At 70.5% G+C, this 14,542-nt stretch carries 14 protein-coding genes; 7 read left to right on the forward strand and 7 right to left on the reverse strand.

The features are described 5' to 3' along the window. Nucleotides 1–66 precede the first annotated feature (66 nt). The 3 genes from G6045_RS14670 to G6045_RS14680 all read right to left on the reverse strand — a co-directional run bounded on the left by G6045_RS14670 (nt 67) and on the right by G6045_RS14680 (nt 5,203). The gene (locus tag G6045_RS14670; RefSeq protein ID WP_165332372.1) at nt 67–1,911 is read right to left on the reverse strand and encodes an Ig-like domain-containing protein; all 1,845 of its coding nucleotides are present in this window, start codon (nt 1,909–1,911) and stop codon (nt 67–69) included. Nucleotides 1,912–2,237: 326 nt separating this feature from the next. Then, nucleotides 2,238–4,073, reverse strand: a complete 1,836-nt coding sequence (locus tag G6045_RS14675; RefSeq protein WP_165332373.1) for a glycine-rich protein — start codon at nt 4,071–4,073, stop codon at nt 2,238–2,240. 218 nt (nt 4,074–4,291) lie between these two features. After that, on the reverse strand, nt 4,292–5,203 hold the full coding sequence (locus G6045_RS14680; protein ID WP_165332374.1) for a hypothetical protein: 912 nt from the start codon (nt 5,201–5,203) through the stop codon (nt 4,292–4,294). Between the two features lie 107 nt (nt 5,204–5,310). On the opposite strand from G6045_RS14680, the gene G6045_RS14685 reads away from it, so the two are divergent. The 4 genes from G6045_RS14685 to glmM all read left to right on the forward strand — a co-directional run bounded on the left by G6045_RS14685 (nt 5,311) and on the right by glmM (nt 9,338). Then, nucleotides 5,311–6,537 (forward strand): glycosyltransferase 87 family protein, encoded by a 1,227-nt coding sequence (locus G6045_RS14685; protein WP_165332375.1) that lies wholly within the window; start codon nt 5,311–5,313, stop codon nt 6,535–6,537. 211 nt (nt 6,538–6,748) lie between these two features. Next, complete coding sequence (gene rplM / locus G6045_RS14690; RefSeq protein WP_165332376.1) at nt 6,749–7,192, forward strand: 50S ribosomal protein L13; 444 nt, start codon at nt 6,749–6,751, stop codon at nt 7,190–7,192. Between the two features lie 42 nt (nt 7,193–7,234). After that, nucleotides 7,235–7,756, forward strand: a complete 522-nt coding sequence (rpsI, locus tag G6045_RS14695; protein ID WP_165332377.1) for a 30S ribosomal protein S9 — start codon at nt 7,235–7,237, stop codon at nt 7,754–7,756. 223 nt (nt 7,757–7,979) lie between these two features. After that, on the forward strand, nt 7,980–9,338 hold the full coding sequence (glmM, locus tag G6045_RS14700) for a phosphoglucosamine mutase (protein ID WP_165332378.1): 1,359 nt from the start codon (nt 7,980–7,982) through the stop codon (nt 9,336–9,338). Nucleotides 9,339–9,397: 59 nt separating this feature from the next. Here the strand turns inward: glmM and G6045_RS14705 are convergent, their stop codons facing one another. Together G6045_RS14705 and G6045_RS14710 are read right to left on the reverse strand one after the other, a co-directional pair. Further along, nucleotides 9,398–10,348 (reverse strand): DUF389 domain-containing protein, encoded by a 951-nt coding sequence (locus G6045_RS14705; protein ID WP_165332379.1) that lies wholly within the window; start codon nt 10,346–10,348, stop codon nt 9,398–9,400. A 43-nt stretch (nt 10,349–10,391) separates the two neighbouring features. Further along, entirely contained in the window at nt 10,392–10,859 is a 468-nt protein-coding gene (locus G6045_RS14710) for a MarR family winged helix-turn-helix transcriptional regulator (protein ID WP_165332380.1), read from the reverse strand. 96 nt (nt 10,860–10,955) lie between these two features. Here G6045_RS14710 and G6045_RS14715 point away from each other — a divergent pair, with 96 nt between their 5' ends. After that, entirely contained in the window at nt 10,956–11,327 is a 372-nt protein-coding gene (locus G6045_RS14715) for a cupin domain-containing protein (protein ID WP_165332381.1), read from the forward strand. 21 nt (nt 11,328–11,348) lie between these two features. On the opposite strand, the gene coaA is transcribed toward G6045_RS14715, so the two are convergent. Further along, nucleotides 11,349–12,335 carry a type I pantothenate kinase gene (gene coaA, locus G6045_RS14720; RefSeq protein ID WP_165332382.1) on the reverse strand — a complete coding sequence of 329 codons (987 nt, stop codon included), beginning with the start codon at nt 12,333–12,335 and terminating at the stop codon, nt 11,349–11,351. 69 nt (nt 12,336–12,404) lie between these two features. Continuing rightward, complete coding sequence (locus G6045_RS14725) at nt 12,405–12,665, reverse strand: hypothetical protein (protein WP_165332383.1); 261 nt, start codon at nt 12,663–12,665, stop codon at nt 12,405–12,407. Nucleotides 12,666–12,808: 143 nt separating this feature from the next. Between G6045_RS14725 and G6045_RS14730 the strand changes: the two genes are divergently transcribed. Both G6045_RS14730 and G6045_RS14735 read left to right on the forward strand, forming a co-directional pair. Further along, nucleotides 12,809–13,177 carry a holo-ACP synthase gene (locus G6045_RS14730; protein ID WP_165332384.1) on the forward strand — a complete coding sequence of 123 codons (369 nt, stop codon included), beginning with the start codon at nt 12,809–12,811 and terminating at the stop codon, nt 13,175–13,177. Between the two features lie 7 nt (nt 13,178–13,184). Then, a partial coding sequence (locus G6045_RS14735) for an NAD(P)H-hydrate dehydratase (RefSeq protein ID WP_165332385.1) occupies nt 13,185–14,542 on the forward strand: 1,358 nt, incomplete at its 3' end.

Genomic DNA, 14,542 nt, shown 5'->3' on the forward strand with positions numbered 1-14,542 from the left:
GGACAGAGCACTGCGCCCCGGCCGGATCACTTCTCCCGGCCGGGGCGCAGCGCTGTGTCCGTGGCGTCAGTCGCGCAGACGCGTCCGCAGGCGCGGTGCCAGGCGCACGGCCGCGAAGCCGGCCGCGGCGAGCAGCAGGCCGATGCCGGCGAGCAGGCCGATGCCGGTGGCGCCGGTCAGGGCGAGGCCGCCGTCGTCGTCGGAACCCGAGCCGCCCGTACCGGAGTTTTCGGAGCCGGGGTCGTCATCGCCGCCGGAACCGGTGCCTTCCGACGGGCTCGGCGACGGCGAGGGCTGCCCGTTCTTGGCGAGCACCTCGACCTTGAAGCCCGCCGTCACGTTCTTGTAGTGCGCCACGACGGTGTACTCACCCGTGCCCTGGCCTGCGATCAGCTTCGGCGAGGTGGCGGTGCCCATGTCGGAGGTCACCTCGACGATGCGCTTGCCGCCCTCGAAGGCGGGTGCGTCCTCGTCCTGGCTCTCGACGCGGAACTCGACCTTGTCCTGGTTCACCTTGCCGCCGTGCTGCGTCACCATGGCGACGAGCGGTTCGGCGAACTCCTGGCCGGCCTCGGCCTGCTGGCCGCCGCCCGAGACGGCCTCGACCTTGATGCCGTCGGTCGGGTCCTTCTTGACGTGGCGGGTGAACTCGACGGACGTGCCGTTGTTGGTCTCGGCGCGGACCGTGATGGTGCCCTCACGGTTGCCCGTCAGGTCCTCGACCTTGGCGCGGCCCTGAGCGTCCGCCTTCACTACCACCTTGTTGCTCGAGTGGTCCTCGAACCATCCGGGGCTGGGGTGCTTCACGATGCTGAACGTCACGCTCTCGCCCGGTACCGGCCGACCGCCCTTGGCCTGGGCGACGACGACCAGCGGCTCGCCCCGGTCGTAGATGCCCACGGTCTGGTTGTCGCCGGACTCCTTGACGAGGGTGTCGACCACGGGCTTGTTCGCGTCGTGCCACTGCAGGACCACACGGCCGCGACCGCCGGGGGAGTCGCCGCCGGCGCCTGCGGCGACGCCTGACTCGACGGGGGAGTTGTAGGGGGCGCCGTCCCAGAAGGGGTCGTCCTTGCGCGGTGCACTGGCGCCGTCGCTCACCACCATCTCCACGTCGGAGACCTTGGCGCTGTCGGCGTAGCTGGACCCGCCTCCGCCGCTGCCTTGGTTGAAGCGGTTCTTGCCGCCTCCGCCGCCTCCGCCGGCCCAGCCGGCGCCACCGCCACCGCCACCGGAGTTCGGGGCGGCATCGCCGCCCGCGCCACCGTCCTGGGCGTCGGCGCCGGCGCTGCCGTTTCCGCCGTCGCCGGTTCCTCCGGCGCCGCCCTTGCCGCCCTTGGCCCCCTTGCCGCCGAGCTCGCCCTCGTTGGCGTCCTTGCCGTTTTCGGCCCCACCGTCGCCGGCGTTGCCACCCTTTATGTCGAGGCCTTGATCGCTGCCACCGCCGCCGCCTGCCGCGATCACCAACGGATCGCCGTCGGCCGTACGGAGCGACGAGCTCGCGCCGCCGTTGTAACCACCCCCGTTGCCCTTGCCGCCGAGCGCATCACCGAAGCCGATGAGGCCGTCCTTCGAGCCCGCGACCCGTACGTCCAGTTTCTCGCCGGGGGTGACCCGCACCTTCCCGGAGACGAACGCGCCGCTGCCGCCCCTGGTCATCGCGGTGCCGCCACCGCCCTGACCCCAGGCTCGTACTTCGAGCTTGGCGATCCCGGCGGGGACCACGAAGTCCTCCTTGGCGCCGGTCGATTCGAAGATCCGGCACTCGTTGTATCCGGCTGTCGGCATGCACTCGGGCGCCGGAATCGCGGCGGCCGGGGCCGCACCGCTCACGGCGAGACCCGCGACGGCCAGCGCGGCCACGACGACGCTGCTCGCGCCTCTGCGCAGCACGGAACTACCTCTGTTCACTGAACCCCTCCACCGCCCCAGGTCCCCCCCCCGGGGCTCATCTCCGTCGGCCCTTGAGCGTCATGCGGCGCGGGATCCCCCGATCCCGGCGGCGCGCGCGGTGCTACCGCGGCCGCAGTGCCCGGCATGAGCATGGCCGTAACAAGAGGAGACTACCGCCCCATTCGTCACAGGTCAGCCTGAAGCCGAGCGTGAAATCGAGTGCGGGGCGGGCGAGTTCACGGATGCTGGCGGGCTGTCGCATGCCGCGCCGGCCCGTACGGAAAAGACCGCGCCCCGGCCGGAGGATGTCTCCTGGCCGGGGCGCGGTGTTGTGTGCCGGTGTGTCAGCCGCGCAGGCGTGTGCGCAGGCGGGGTGCCAGGTGTACGGCCGCGAAGCCGGCCGCGGCGAGCAGGATGCCGATGCCGGCGAGCAGGCCGATGCCGGTGGCGCCGGTCAGGGCGAGGCCGCCGTCGTCGTCGGAACCCGACCCGCCCGTACCGGAGTTATCGGAGCCGGGGTCGTCATCGCCGCCGGAACCGGTGCCTTCCGACGGGCTCGGCGACGGCGAGGAGCTGGCCTTGCCGACCTGGACCGTGAAGTCGGCCGACACCCTCTCGGTCTTGACCTCGGCGATGATGGTGTACTTTCCGGTGTCCTTGCCGGCCACCAGCTCCGGAGCTATCGCATAGCCTTCGACGTCGGTGTTCACCCGTGCGGTGCGCAGTCCGGTGTCGAAGACCGGAGCGTCCTCGGAATCGCTCTCGATACGGAACTCCGTCGCGGAATTGCTGGCCGGGCGGTAGACGCCCTCCTTGTCGTGTTGCGTCAGCCGTACGTGCAGACGCTTCGGGAAGGGCTTGCCGGGATCGGCCTGCTGCTTGTCGCCGCCGATCTTCTCGAGGCGGTAGTTGTTCGCTATGACGTGCAGGGTGAACGACACGGTGTGGCCGTTCGGCTCCGAAGCGACGACCTTGAAGTCACCCACGCGGTCCGTGCGCATCCACGGCGTCTCGGCTGTGCCTGCCCGGGTGGTCTTGACCACCAACGACTTGGGGTGGTCGCCCTCGAAGGCGGCCCCGGTGTTCTGGGGATCCTCGATGGTGAAGGTCACGGGCTGGTCCACTGCGCCGGTCGCTGCCGCCGTGTAGGCGATGACCTGCACCGGCTGGATTCGCCAGCCCAGCCTTTCCGTCGGGCTTCCGCTGTCCGGGTACATCTCCGCGATGGTGGACTTGCGCTCGTCCACCCACTGGAAGACCACGCGACCGTCGCCCCCAGGGGCGTTGACGCCGCCCTCGGCGATTCCGGAGTCGACCGGGCTGTTGTGCGGGCTGGGTGCCCAGAACGGGTCGTCCTTCTTGGGGGCGTTGAACTTGTCGCCCGACACTGTGAGTTCGTCCCAGATGCGGTACGTGTCGAGATAGCCGGCGCCACCGCCACCGCTGCCGTTGTCGCCGTCGGCGTTCTTGCCGGCGCCGCCTCCGCCACCGGCGTAACCGCCGCCTCCGCCACCGCCGCCGGGCTTGCCGCCCTTGCCGCCGGCGCCACCGTCCGCGGCGTCGGCTCCCGCCGCTCCGTCGCCGGCGCCCGCGCCGCCCTTGTCCTCGCTCGCACCCTTGCCGCCGAGACCGGTCTCGGACGCGTTGCGGCCGCTCGGCCAGCCACCGGGGCCGCCCTGGCCTTGCTGGTCAAGGCCCCAGCTGCTGCCGCCTCCGCCGCCCGCCGCGATGATCAGTGGCGCACCGTCGGCGGATCGGATGCCGGAGCTGGAGCCGCCCCGGTTCTCGGACGCGCTCTCGCCCTCGCCGCCCAGCGCATCCCCGAATGCCTTGCCGGATTCGTAGCCACCGACATTCACGGTCAGCTGCTCGCCAGGAGTCACCTGCAGCGACGTTTGGATGTAGGCGCCGGCACCGCCGTTCGCCTGGGCGCTGCCGCTGCCGCCCTCACCCCAGGCCGTGACGCGCAGCTGCTTGACCCCGTCCGGGACCTTGAACTGCTGCTTTGCACCGGTGAAGTCGAAGATCTCGCAGTGCGTGTAGCTGGGGCGCGGCTTGCACTCCGGCTCCTCGGCCGCGGCTGCCGGAAAGGCACCGCCCGTGCCCAAGCCCACCAGGACCAGTGCCGCCACAGCGACGCCACTGGCGCCCCTGCGCAGCACGGAATTACCTCTGCTCACAAAAGTCCCCTCCACCGCCCCAGGTCCCCCCCGGGGCTCATCTCCGTCGGCCCTTGAGCGTCATGCGGCGCGGGATCCCCCGATCCCGGCGGCGCGCGCGGTGCTACCGCGGCCGCAGTGCCCGGCATGAGCATGGCCGTAACGAGAGGAGACTACCGCCACATTCGTCACAGGGGAGACGAAAACCGAACGTGAAGTCGAGTGCGGTGAGGGTGGGTTCAGGGGTTCTGCACAGCCGCCGAAGCCTGGGTCTCGCCGCGGTGGTGGATCTGTTGGAAGGCCAGGCCCGCGATGTCGTCGCCCGCCGTGAAGACCTTCTTGTCCTTCTTCGTGACGTCCTTGCCGCTGGTGAAGCCGCCGACCGTGAAATAGGCGTAGCGGCCGTACGAGTTGGTGGTCGAGCGGCAGATCGTGGTGTTGCAGAAGGCCGGGACGCCCTTGCCCGAGAGGGACTTGACCGTGCCCTTCTTGTAGGCGTCCTTGACCTTGGTGGCCTGCTTCTCCGTGTCGAAGACCGCGACGCCGACCGTGATGGCCACGCCGTCCTTCTCGTACGTCGCGCGCAGCACCGTGGTGCAGCCGTTGGACTTGAGCAGGGCGCCGAGCGGGCCGTTGGTGACCGAGTCGCACGCCTTGGTCTCGGCGGTGGCGCCCTTCTTGTAGACCGCACCGCCCTTGGTGAACTTGGAGCCCGGGAACAGGCCGGCCGCGCTCAGCGGCGCCTTGTCCTTGTCCGCGCTGGAGATGTAGTCCTTCGGGTCCGGCGGCGGGGGTGGCTTGGTCTCGGCGAAGGTCGGCTGCTGCGAGGCCGTGGAGCCCGGGACCGAGCCGGACGGCGGGACGCCGGCGGACTTGTTGTCGTCCGAGCCGTTGGCGGAGACCACGGCGACCGCGACGACGGCCGCCACGGCCACCGTGGCGAGCGCACCGCCGCCGACCATCAGGAGCCTGCGGCGCTTCGCGCGCGACTCCGATGCCTCGGCGAGCGCGGCCCAGTCGGGCGTCTGCGTTCCCGGCTGCCCGGGCGCACCAGCGGGCGGCATGCCCGGCTGCGTACCCCAGTGCGACTGCGGCTGCTGCGGCTGCTGACCACCGGAACCCCACGGGGGTCCCCCCTGCCCAAAGCTCATGGGGCGCATCTTAGGCCGAAACGGTGACACCGGGTGCGGACGTTATACGGGGGTGGGCAGCGCGTTATGCGGGGGTGATGCAGGGCCGTCGGCCTAGGTTGATTGCCATGAAACGCGTAGATTCAGGGCGATTTGAGGTTCTTCGCTGGCTGGAACGGCCCGCCTCCCGCGCCATGTGGTGCGCGCTGGCCGTGGTGCTCGCCGCCGGTGTCGTACGGGTCGGGCTGCAGTCGCCCGACGGCGGGATGGACAACGCGATCGTCATCAAGGCCGCGCGGACCTGGCTCGACGGCGGATCCCCGTACGACGACCCGCACTTCCTGTATCTGCCGAGCGCCGTCCTCGCGGCCGTGCCCGAGGTGCTGCTTCCCCTCCGGCTGCTGCGGTTCGCCGCGCCCGCGTTCGTCACGGGCGCGCTGCTCGTCGGGTGGGTCTGTGCGCTGCGGCTTTACGGGGTCGGGCTGCGCAGCCGGTACGCGGCGCTCGGTCTGCTCGCCCTGGCGCTCGGGTTCGCGCCGTTCGGTCATCTGATCGTGCTCGCCAACTGGACGGTCGTCGCGGCCGCCGTCCTGCCGGCCGCGCTGCTGCTCGCGCACCGGGGGCGCTGGACGGCGGCGGGGGCCGTGATCGGTGCGGCCATCGCGTTCAAGCCGCTGCTCGTGCCCGTGCTCCTGCTCTTTCTCTTCGCCCGGCGGTGGCGCGCGCTGGCGGTCGCGGCGCTCGTGCCGGCCGCGGCCTCCGGGCTCGCGGCCCTGGCGATGCCCGACCCGGCCGGGTTCTTCACGCGGACCCTGCCCTTCCTCTTCAAGGGCGACGACAGCTTCGTACGGCTCTACGAGGCCTCGCCCGCGGCCGTGCTGCCCCGGCTCGGGGTGCCGCAGGGTGCGGCCACCCTGTTCGCGCTGGCCTGTGCGGCGGCGGGGGTGTGGTGCGCCTGGCGGCGCTGGGGGCGCGGGGATGTGACGAGTCCCGCTCGGCTCGGGGAGAGCGCCGTGATGGTGATGCTCGCCGCATTCCTGGTCTCGCGGCCCTCGTACGACCACTACCTCCTCGTCGTCGTGCCGCTGCTGCTCGCCGGGGCCGGACAGGAGGGGGCGCCGGTGCGGATGGCCGGGTTCTGGGTGGCGATGGTGCCGCAGGTGCCGGGATTCGGGTGGCCGTTCCTCGAAGCTCCGGCCGGTGTGCGGCGGGCGTTCAAGGACGCGTTCACGCTGTGTGCGCTTGCGGTGACGGTGGGGCTGTGCTGCGTGCGGCGGGGCTCCGTGGTCCTCCCGCACACCAGGCGAGCCCGTACCCTGGAGGCGGCAGAGCCTGCGGGCGACCGCGCGTTTTGACCCGAACGGGTAAGCGCGGGTATTCTGCCAGTTCGTTATGCGTATTGGCTTGCTCGTTCTCACGCGATGGGCCCATACGTAAGTTCCCTGGAGCAGTTACCAGTGGCTCGCATACGGGCAGCGTCCCCGGCACTGTGAGCCCCAGCTGCATGATCGCTTCAGAGGATTCGTGTGTCTGGAACCCATCCACTGAAGAAGCGAAGGCTACGAAGTGCGTACGTACAGCCCTAAGCCCGGCGATATCACTCGCCAGTGGCACGTGATCGACGCCCAGGACATCGTCCTCGGCCGTCTCGCGAGCACCGCCGCCAGCATCCTGCGCGGCAAGCACAAGCCGATCTACGCGCCGCACGTTGACACCGGTGACTTCGTCATCATCATCAACGCCGACAAGGTGCACCTGTCCGGCAACAAGAAGACCCAGAAGATGGCGTACCGCCACTCCGGCTACCCGGGTGGTCTCCGCTCCGTCCGTTACGACGAGCTTCTGGACAAGAACCCCGAGAAGGCCATCGAGAAGGCCGTCAAGGGCATGCTCCCCAAGAACACCCTGGGCCGTCAGATGCTCTCGAAGCTGAAGGTCTACTCGGGCGACCAGCACCCGCACGCTGCCCAGCAGCCGGTGCCGTTCGAGATCACCCAGGTCGCGCAGTAGTTCCGGCCACCCCCTAAGACGTAAAGAAATCTGAGGAGCATCGTGGCCGAGACCACCGCCGAGCAGCCGATCGAAGACATCGAGGCTGAGGCGCCCGAGCAGTACACCACCGAGTCCGAGGCGCCCGTCGAGGGCGAGTACACCTCCGAGTCGAACGCCGCGCGCTTCGGCGACCCGCAGCCGGCCGCCGGCCTGGGTCGTCGCAAGAACGCCATCGCCCGCGTCCGGATCGTCCCGGGCACCGGCAAGTGGAAGGTCAACGGGCGTACGCTCGAGGACTACTTCCCGAACAAGGTCCACCAGCAGGAAGTCAACGAGCCCTTCAAGGTGCTCGAGCTGGAAGGCCGTTACGACGTCATCGCCCGCATCTCGGGTGGCGGCGTCTCGGGTCAGGCCGGCGCCCTGCGCCTCGGCGTGGCCCGTGCCCTGAACGAGGCCGACGTGGACAACAACCGCGGCGCGCTGAAGAAGGCCGGCTACCTCCGCCGCGACGACCGTGCGGTCGAGCGCAAGAAGGCCGGTCTCAAGAAGGCCCGTAAGGCTCCGCAGTACAGCAAGCGTTAATCGCTGGCTGCACTGCTCGGCAGAGCATCTGCCACACGTTCGCCCCGGCGGCACGCTGAGTGCTGCCGGGGCGTTCGTTTTATTAACGGCCTTGGGCGTATAACGACATAAAGCGCTCAGCTGTATTCATTGAGTTCCATTGAGTTTCATTGGCTTGCAGGCTCGGTGCTCTACAGAGCAGAACCGGGCACTCGAGAAGTTCAGGTAGTTCGGAGGACATCTAGTGGGACGACTCTTCGGCACCGATGGCGTGCGCGGTGAGGCCAACGCGGATCTGACGGCCGAGCTCGCGCTCGGACTCTCCGTCGCTGCGGCCCATGTCCTGGGGGAGGCGGGCTCGTTCGAGGGGCATCGCGCCGTGGCGGTCGTCGGGCGGGACCCGCGCGCTTCCGGTGAATTCCTCGAGGCGGCCGTCGTCGCGGGTCTGGCGAGCGCGGGCGTGGACGTCCTGCGCGTGGGTGTGCTGCCGACCCCCGCGGTCGCGTATCTCACCGGCGCCCTTGGCGCCGATCTCGGCGTCATGCTGTCCGCCAGCCACAACGCGATGCCGGACAACGGCATCAAGTTCTTCGCGCGCGGCGGCCACAAGCTCGCCGACGAGCTCGAGGACCGGATCGAGACCGTCTACGAGCAGCACCGCACCGGTGCGCCCTGGGAGCGCCCGACCGGCGCCGGAGTGGGCCGCATCAAGTCGTACGACGAAGGCTTCGACCAGTACGTCGCGCACCTCATCGGTGTGCTGCCGAACCGGCTCGACGGACTGAAGATCGTGCTCGACGAGGCGCACGGCGCGGCCGCCCGGGTCTCGCCCGAGGCCTTCGCGCGGGCCGGCGCCGAGATCATCACGATCGGTGCCGAGCCGAACGGGCTCAACATCAACGACGGTTGCGGCTCGACCCACCTCGGCCTGCTCAAGGCCGCGGTCGTGGAGCACGGCGCGCACCTCGGCATCGCGCACGACGGTGACGCGGACCGCTGTCTCGCGGTCGACCACGAGGGCAACGAGATCGACGGCGACCAGATCCTCGCCGTTCTCGCGCTCGCCCTGCGCGAGCGCGGGCAGCTGCGCGAGAACACCGTGGTCGCGACCGTGATGTCCAACCTCGGCTTCAAGCTCGCCATGGAGCGCGAAGGCGTCGGATTCGTCCAGACCGGGGTCGGCGACCGCTACGTCCTGGAGTCGATGAAGGAGCACGGATACGCGCTCGGTGGCGAGCAGTCCGGCCACGTCATCGTCCTCGACCACGCCACGACCGGCGACGGCACGCTGACCGGTCTGCTGCTCGCCGCGCGCGTCGCCCAGACGGGCCGCTCGCTCAAGGAGCTCGCGGGCGTCATGGAGCGGCTGCCGCAGATCCTGATCAATGTGCCGGACGTCGACAAGTCCCGCGTCGCCACCTCGGCCGAACTGGCCGCCGCGGTGACGGACGCCGAGCGTGAACTGGGCGCCACCGGCCGGGTGTTGCTGCGTTCCTCGGGCACCGAGCCGCTGGTGCGCGTGATGGTCGAGGCCGCCGATATCGACCAGGCGCGGTCGGTGGCCGGACGGCTCGCCGATGTGGTGAAGTCCGCGCTCGGCTAGGCGGGTTGCGTTCTGCGGACTGCGGGCCGGTCGTCCTTCGGGGCGGCCGGCCCGCACTCTTATGCGGCCGAGTCCTTGAGAGGTGTACGGGTGCGGTGCCGGGCCCAGAAGTACTTCTGGGCCAGGAGCGTGAGGGTGCCGGCCACGATGATGCCGAGCAGGTTGAGCAGCAACTGCTCGGTGGACGCCCAGGCTTGCCCGTACTCGGTGAAGCTGAAGGCCACCGCCGCGTTCGCCGCGGCCGGGACCGTGGTCACCGAGATCGCCACGCCCACGAGCGCGCCCGATTTCGCCGAGGTCAGCGAGAGGGTGCCGGCGGCGCCCGCCAGGACGGCCACGATGAAGGAGAACCAGTCGGGCGCGTAGATGAAGTTGGTGTTCGGCCGTTTCGCGTCGAGCTGTTCGACCGAGAACAGGTCCACCGCGTTCATGAAGAGGCTGAAGCCGAAGGTCACCACCATCGCGAAGGCGAAGCCCGCGATCAGGGCGATCAGCGAACGGAGCGCGAGCTTCGGCGCCTTCTGCACCAGCGCCGTGCAGAATCCGGCGAGCGGACCGAACTCCGGACCCACCGCCATCGCGCCCACGATCAGGATCGCGTTGTCGAGCACCACACCGCAGGCCGCGATCATCGTGGCCAGGGTGATGAACGCGAGATAGGTGACCGAGAGCGTCGACTCCTCGTGCGTCGCCTCGGCCAGATGCTCCCAGAGCACCGCGTCCGAGCCCTCGCCCGGTGCCTCGCGTTCGGCCTTGTCGGCGCGCTTGGACAGCGACAGGTCGATGTTCTCGACGGCGATGGAGCCGCTCTCGTCGATGCCCAGTTCCCGTAGCCCGCCGAGCAGTTCGTCGCCGGCCTCGCGCGCCACGTCGCAGAGCACGACATCGCCCCGGGGGTTGCGGGCCGCACCGCTGAGTACCGCGAGATGCGTGGTGCCCACTGTGTTCTCGATCAGCTGGACCACTTCGTCCGTACGGTCGGACGGCGTGATCAGGCGTACGTGCAGCATGTCGGCACCTTAGCGCCGGACCGGCGCGGGGCACACGGCGCGGTCAGGGCATGGAGCGCAACGACCGGGCCAGGCCGTCGGGTTTGTCGCTGCGGTCGATGACCCGGGACAGGGCGAGACGGACGGCGGCAGTGGCCTCGTCGCCGAGCTCGGCCGACAGCTGCTTTTCGAACTCCCTCTGGAAAGCGATCCCGCTCTCCATGAGCGCACGGCAGCGCTCGGTGCGCACCAGGCGCTTGACCCTGCCGTCGGCGGGATCGGGCACGCGTTCCACGTATCCGGCCTCGACCATGTCGTCCACCAGCTTCGCCGCGCCCTGGTGGGTGATCTCCAGCCTGGTGGCCAGCTCACGGATGGTCAGGGGCTCGGCGGCGATCAGCTTGAACGCGTAGCCGAAGGCGGGCCGCAGGGCGGTGAAGCCTTCTGTGGCCAGGTGGTCGTGGAGCTCGGTGACCACCTGCTGGTAGGCGAGCCCGAGCAGGAGGCCGAGGGGGGCGTCGTCGCGGTCCATGTCTCTTTATCTTTCCAGGGGATCTTTCCAGGGGTTGACGACCTTCAAGCAAGCTTGTACAACTTTAGTTGTACAACTACTGGAGAGGGAATCTTCTTGCCGATCATCCAAGCATCTTCCGCCCCGACCTTCGACCTCCCCAACGCCACCTTCACAGGCCTGGCCGCACCGAGCCGGGGCGCCGAGGAGACCTGTGTCTGGAAGACCCGTGTGCACCCGGGCGCCGAGCCCGGGCTGCACTCCTTCGACCATGAGGAGGTCCTGGTCGTGATCGCCGGTGCGGCCGTCGCCGTGCTCGACGGAGTGGAGCACCCGGTGACCGTCGGGGACGCGATCATCGTGCCCGCCGGCGTCGAGTTCGGTCTGGGCAATCCGCACGACGAGCCCTTCGAGGCCGTGGTCGCGCTGCCGGTCGGCGCGCTGGCCTTCATGAACGGGAAGTCCCTGGTCCCGCCGCCCGCTCAGTAGGGGTTCACAGCTTCAGCGGTCTCAGAGCTTCCGCAGCCGCAGCCGCTGCACCTTGTGGTCCGGTCCCTTGCGCAGCACCAGGGTGGCGCGGGCCCGGGTGGGGGCCACGTTCTGGGTGAGGTTGGGCAGGTTGATGGTCTGCCACATGCGACGGGCGTACGCCATCGCCTCGTCCTCCGAGACGAGCGTGTGGCGGTGGAAGTACGAGTCCGTGTTCTGGAAGGCCGTCGCGCGCAGCTTGCGGAAGCGGCTGAGGTACCAGGCCTCGATGTCCTCGGGCTTGGCGTCCACGTACACGCTGAAGTCGAAGTAGTCCGCGAGACCGACCCGGGTGCGGCCGTCCTTGCCGGGCAGGGCGGGCTGCAGGACGTTCAGGCCCTCGACGATCAGGATGTCGGGGCGCCGGACCGTCAGGCGCTCGCCGGGGACGATGTCGTACTTCAGATGCGAGTAGACGGGCGCGGTGACCTCGTCCTTGCCGGCCTTGATGTCCGCGACGAAACGGGTGAGCGCCCTGCGGTCGTACGACTCGGGGAAGCCCTTCCTCGACATCAGACCGCGGGCCTCCATCTCCTTCATGGGCCACAGGAAGCCGTCGGTGGTGACGAGTTCGACCCGCGGGTGCTCGGGCCAGCGGGCGAGCATGGCCTGGAGCAGACGGGCGACCGTGGACTTGCCGACGGCGACCGAACCCGCGACTCCTATGACGAAGGGCGTGCCGTGCTGGGTGCCGTGCCCGTCGCCCGTGTCGAGGAAGGTGTTGAGCGCGCCGCGCAGCCGGTCGGTGGCGCCGACGTACAGATTGAGCAGCTGGGACAGCGGCAGATAGACGTCGCGCACCTCGTCCAGGTCGATCACGTCGCCGAGTCCGCGCAGCTTCTCGACCTCCGCGGCGGTCAGCGGGAGCGGCGTCTTGTCGCGCAGCGCGCTCCACTCCGACCTGGTCAGGTCCACGTACGGGGTGGGCTCCGAGCGGCGGTGAGTGCCCGGCGGCGGCGAGGTGATCACAGAGTCATTGTTGCGGCTCCATGAACGGTGTGTGGCGTGGGGTGCGTCACGCGGGTTCCCGCGCCGCCGTCACTCGCCTTCGGCGATCCGGTCCCGTGCTTCCTCGAGCAGGCTCAGGTACTCGGCCTCTTCGCAGCCGGGCATGGTGCCCATCTCGTACAGGTCGAGGGCGTCGTCGAGGTCCTCGCCCAGGTCCTCGTCGGGCAGGGCGTCGAGGGCGAGCTCGCTGTGGACCCGGCCGGTGAAGTCGGCGGCCGTGCGTGTGAAGTCGGCTGACGTGCGCGCGGTGGATCGCCTGCGGGCGAAAAGACGTCGGCGTATCGGCACCATGCCCCCCCAGCACAGAACCAGGTGCCCGCTCGGGCCCGGTTCCGGGGAACGTAACCGCTGCGGGAGCGCCGGTCCAGACCTGTGCGTCAGGGATCTGCCCCGTAGGCTGCCGCCATGCGCGCACCACAGCCGGGACGGGCCGGATGATCATCGGAGTCGGGATCGATGTGGCCGAGGTCGACCGCTTCCGTGCCTCCCTCGAGCGCACTCCGTCGCTCGCGCAGCGGCTCTTCCTGGAGAGCGAGTTGTATCTGCCGAGCGGCGAGCAGCGCGGCTTCGCCTCCCTCGCCGCCCGTTTCGCGGCCAAGGAGGCACTGGCCAAGGCGCTCGGGGCGCCGGCGGGGCTGCACTGGACCGATGCCGAGGTGTACGTCGAGGAGAGCGGGCAGCCGCGCCTTCGCGTCACCGGCACCGTGGAGCGCCGGGCGGCCGAGCTCGGGGTGCGCGGCTGGCATGTGTCCCTGAGCCACGACGCGGGCATCGCGTCCGCCGTGGTGATCGCGGAAGGGTGATCTTCCCGTGCGTACTGCTCACAACGTCGAGACCGTGCGCGCCGCCGAGCGCGCGCTGATGGCACAGCTGCCCGAGGGCGCGCTGATGCAGCGGGCCGCCGCGGGGCTCGCGGCCGCCTGCGCGGATCTGCTCGGGCGTGTGTACGGCTCCCGGGTCGTGCTCCTCGTCGGCAGCGGCGACAACGGGGGCGACGCCCTGTACGCCGGCGCCCGCCTCGCACGGCGCGGCGCCGGGGTCACCGCGGTGCTGCTCGCGCCGGAACGTACGCATGCGGGCGGGCTCGCGGCGGTGCGTGCCGCCGGGGCGCGGGTCGTCGCCGCCGGTGACGCCGGGCCGGTGATCGCACGGGCCGATCTCGTCATGGACGGCATCGTGGGCATCGGCGGCAAGGGCGGCCTGCGGCCCGATGCGGCTCAACTCGCTTCTCTCGTACGGGAATCAGGCGCCGTGGTCGTCGCCGTCGACCTGCCTAGCGGGGTCGGGGCCGACACCGGGGAGGTGGCCGGGGACGCGGTGCGGGCGGATGTGACGGTCACGTTCGGGGCGTACAAGCCGGGGCTTCTGATCGACCCGGCGCGGTCGTACGCGGGGGCGGTGCGGCTTGTCGACATCGGGCTCTCGCTGCCTTCGGGGCCTTCCGCGTCCTCGGGGCCCGAGCTCGAGGCGCTGCAGTACGAGGATGTGGCGGGGCTGCTGCCTTCGCCGACGGCGTCCAGCGACAAGTACCGGCGGGGTGTGGTCGGGATCGCGGCCGGGTCGGCCACGTATCCGGGTGCGGCGGTGCTGGCCGTCGCGGGCGCGCTGCGGGGTGGTGCGGGAGCCGTGCGTTATGTCGGCCCCGCCGCCGACGCGGTCCTCGCCCGCTTCCCCGAGACGCTGGTGCATGCCGGGCCGCCGTCCGCGGCGGGGCGGGTGCAGGCGTGGGTGGTCGGGCCCGGGATCGGGGACGACGCGGCGCGGGTGGCGGATGTGCTGGCCCAGGACGTGCCGGTGCTCGTCGACGCGGACGGGCTGCGGCTCGCGGATCCCGCGGTGCTGCGGGCGCGGACGGCGCTCACCGTGCTGACTCCGCATGCGGGGGAGGCAGCGGCGCTCCTCGGGGTGTCGCGGGAGTCCGTGGAGACGGCGCGGCTTTCGTCCGTACGGCGCCTTGCCTCGGAGTTCTCCGCGACCGTGCTGCTCAAGGGCTCGACCACACTGGTCGCGCCCGCGGGCGGAGGGCCGGTCCGGGTCAATCCGACGGGGACGGCCTGGCTGGCCACGGCCGGGAGCGGGGATGTGCTGTCGGGGTTGTCCGGGGCGCTGCTGTCGGCGGGGCTCTCCGGGGTGGATGCGGCTTCGGTGGGGGCGTATCTGCACGGGCT

Origin of the sequence: Streptomyces mesophilus (assembly GCF_011044995.1) — a bacterium.
Taxonomy (GTDB): Bacteria; Actinomycetota; Actinomycetes; order Streptomycetales; family Streptomycetaceae; genus Streptomyces; species Streptomyces mesophilus.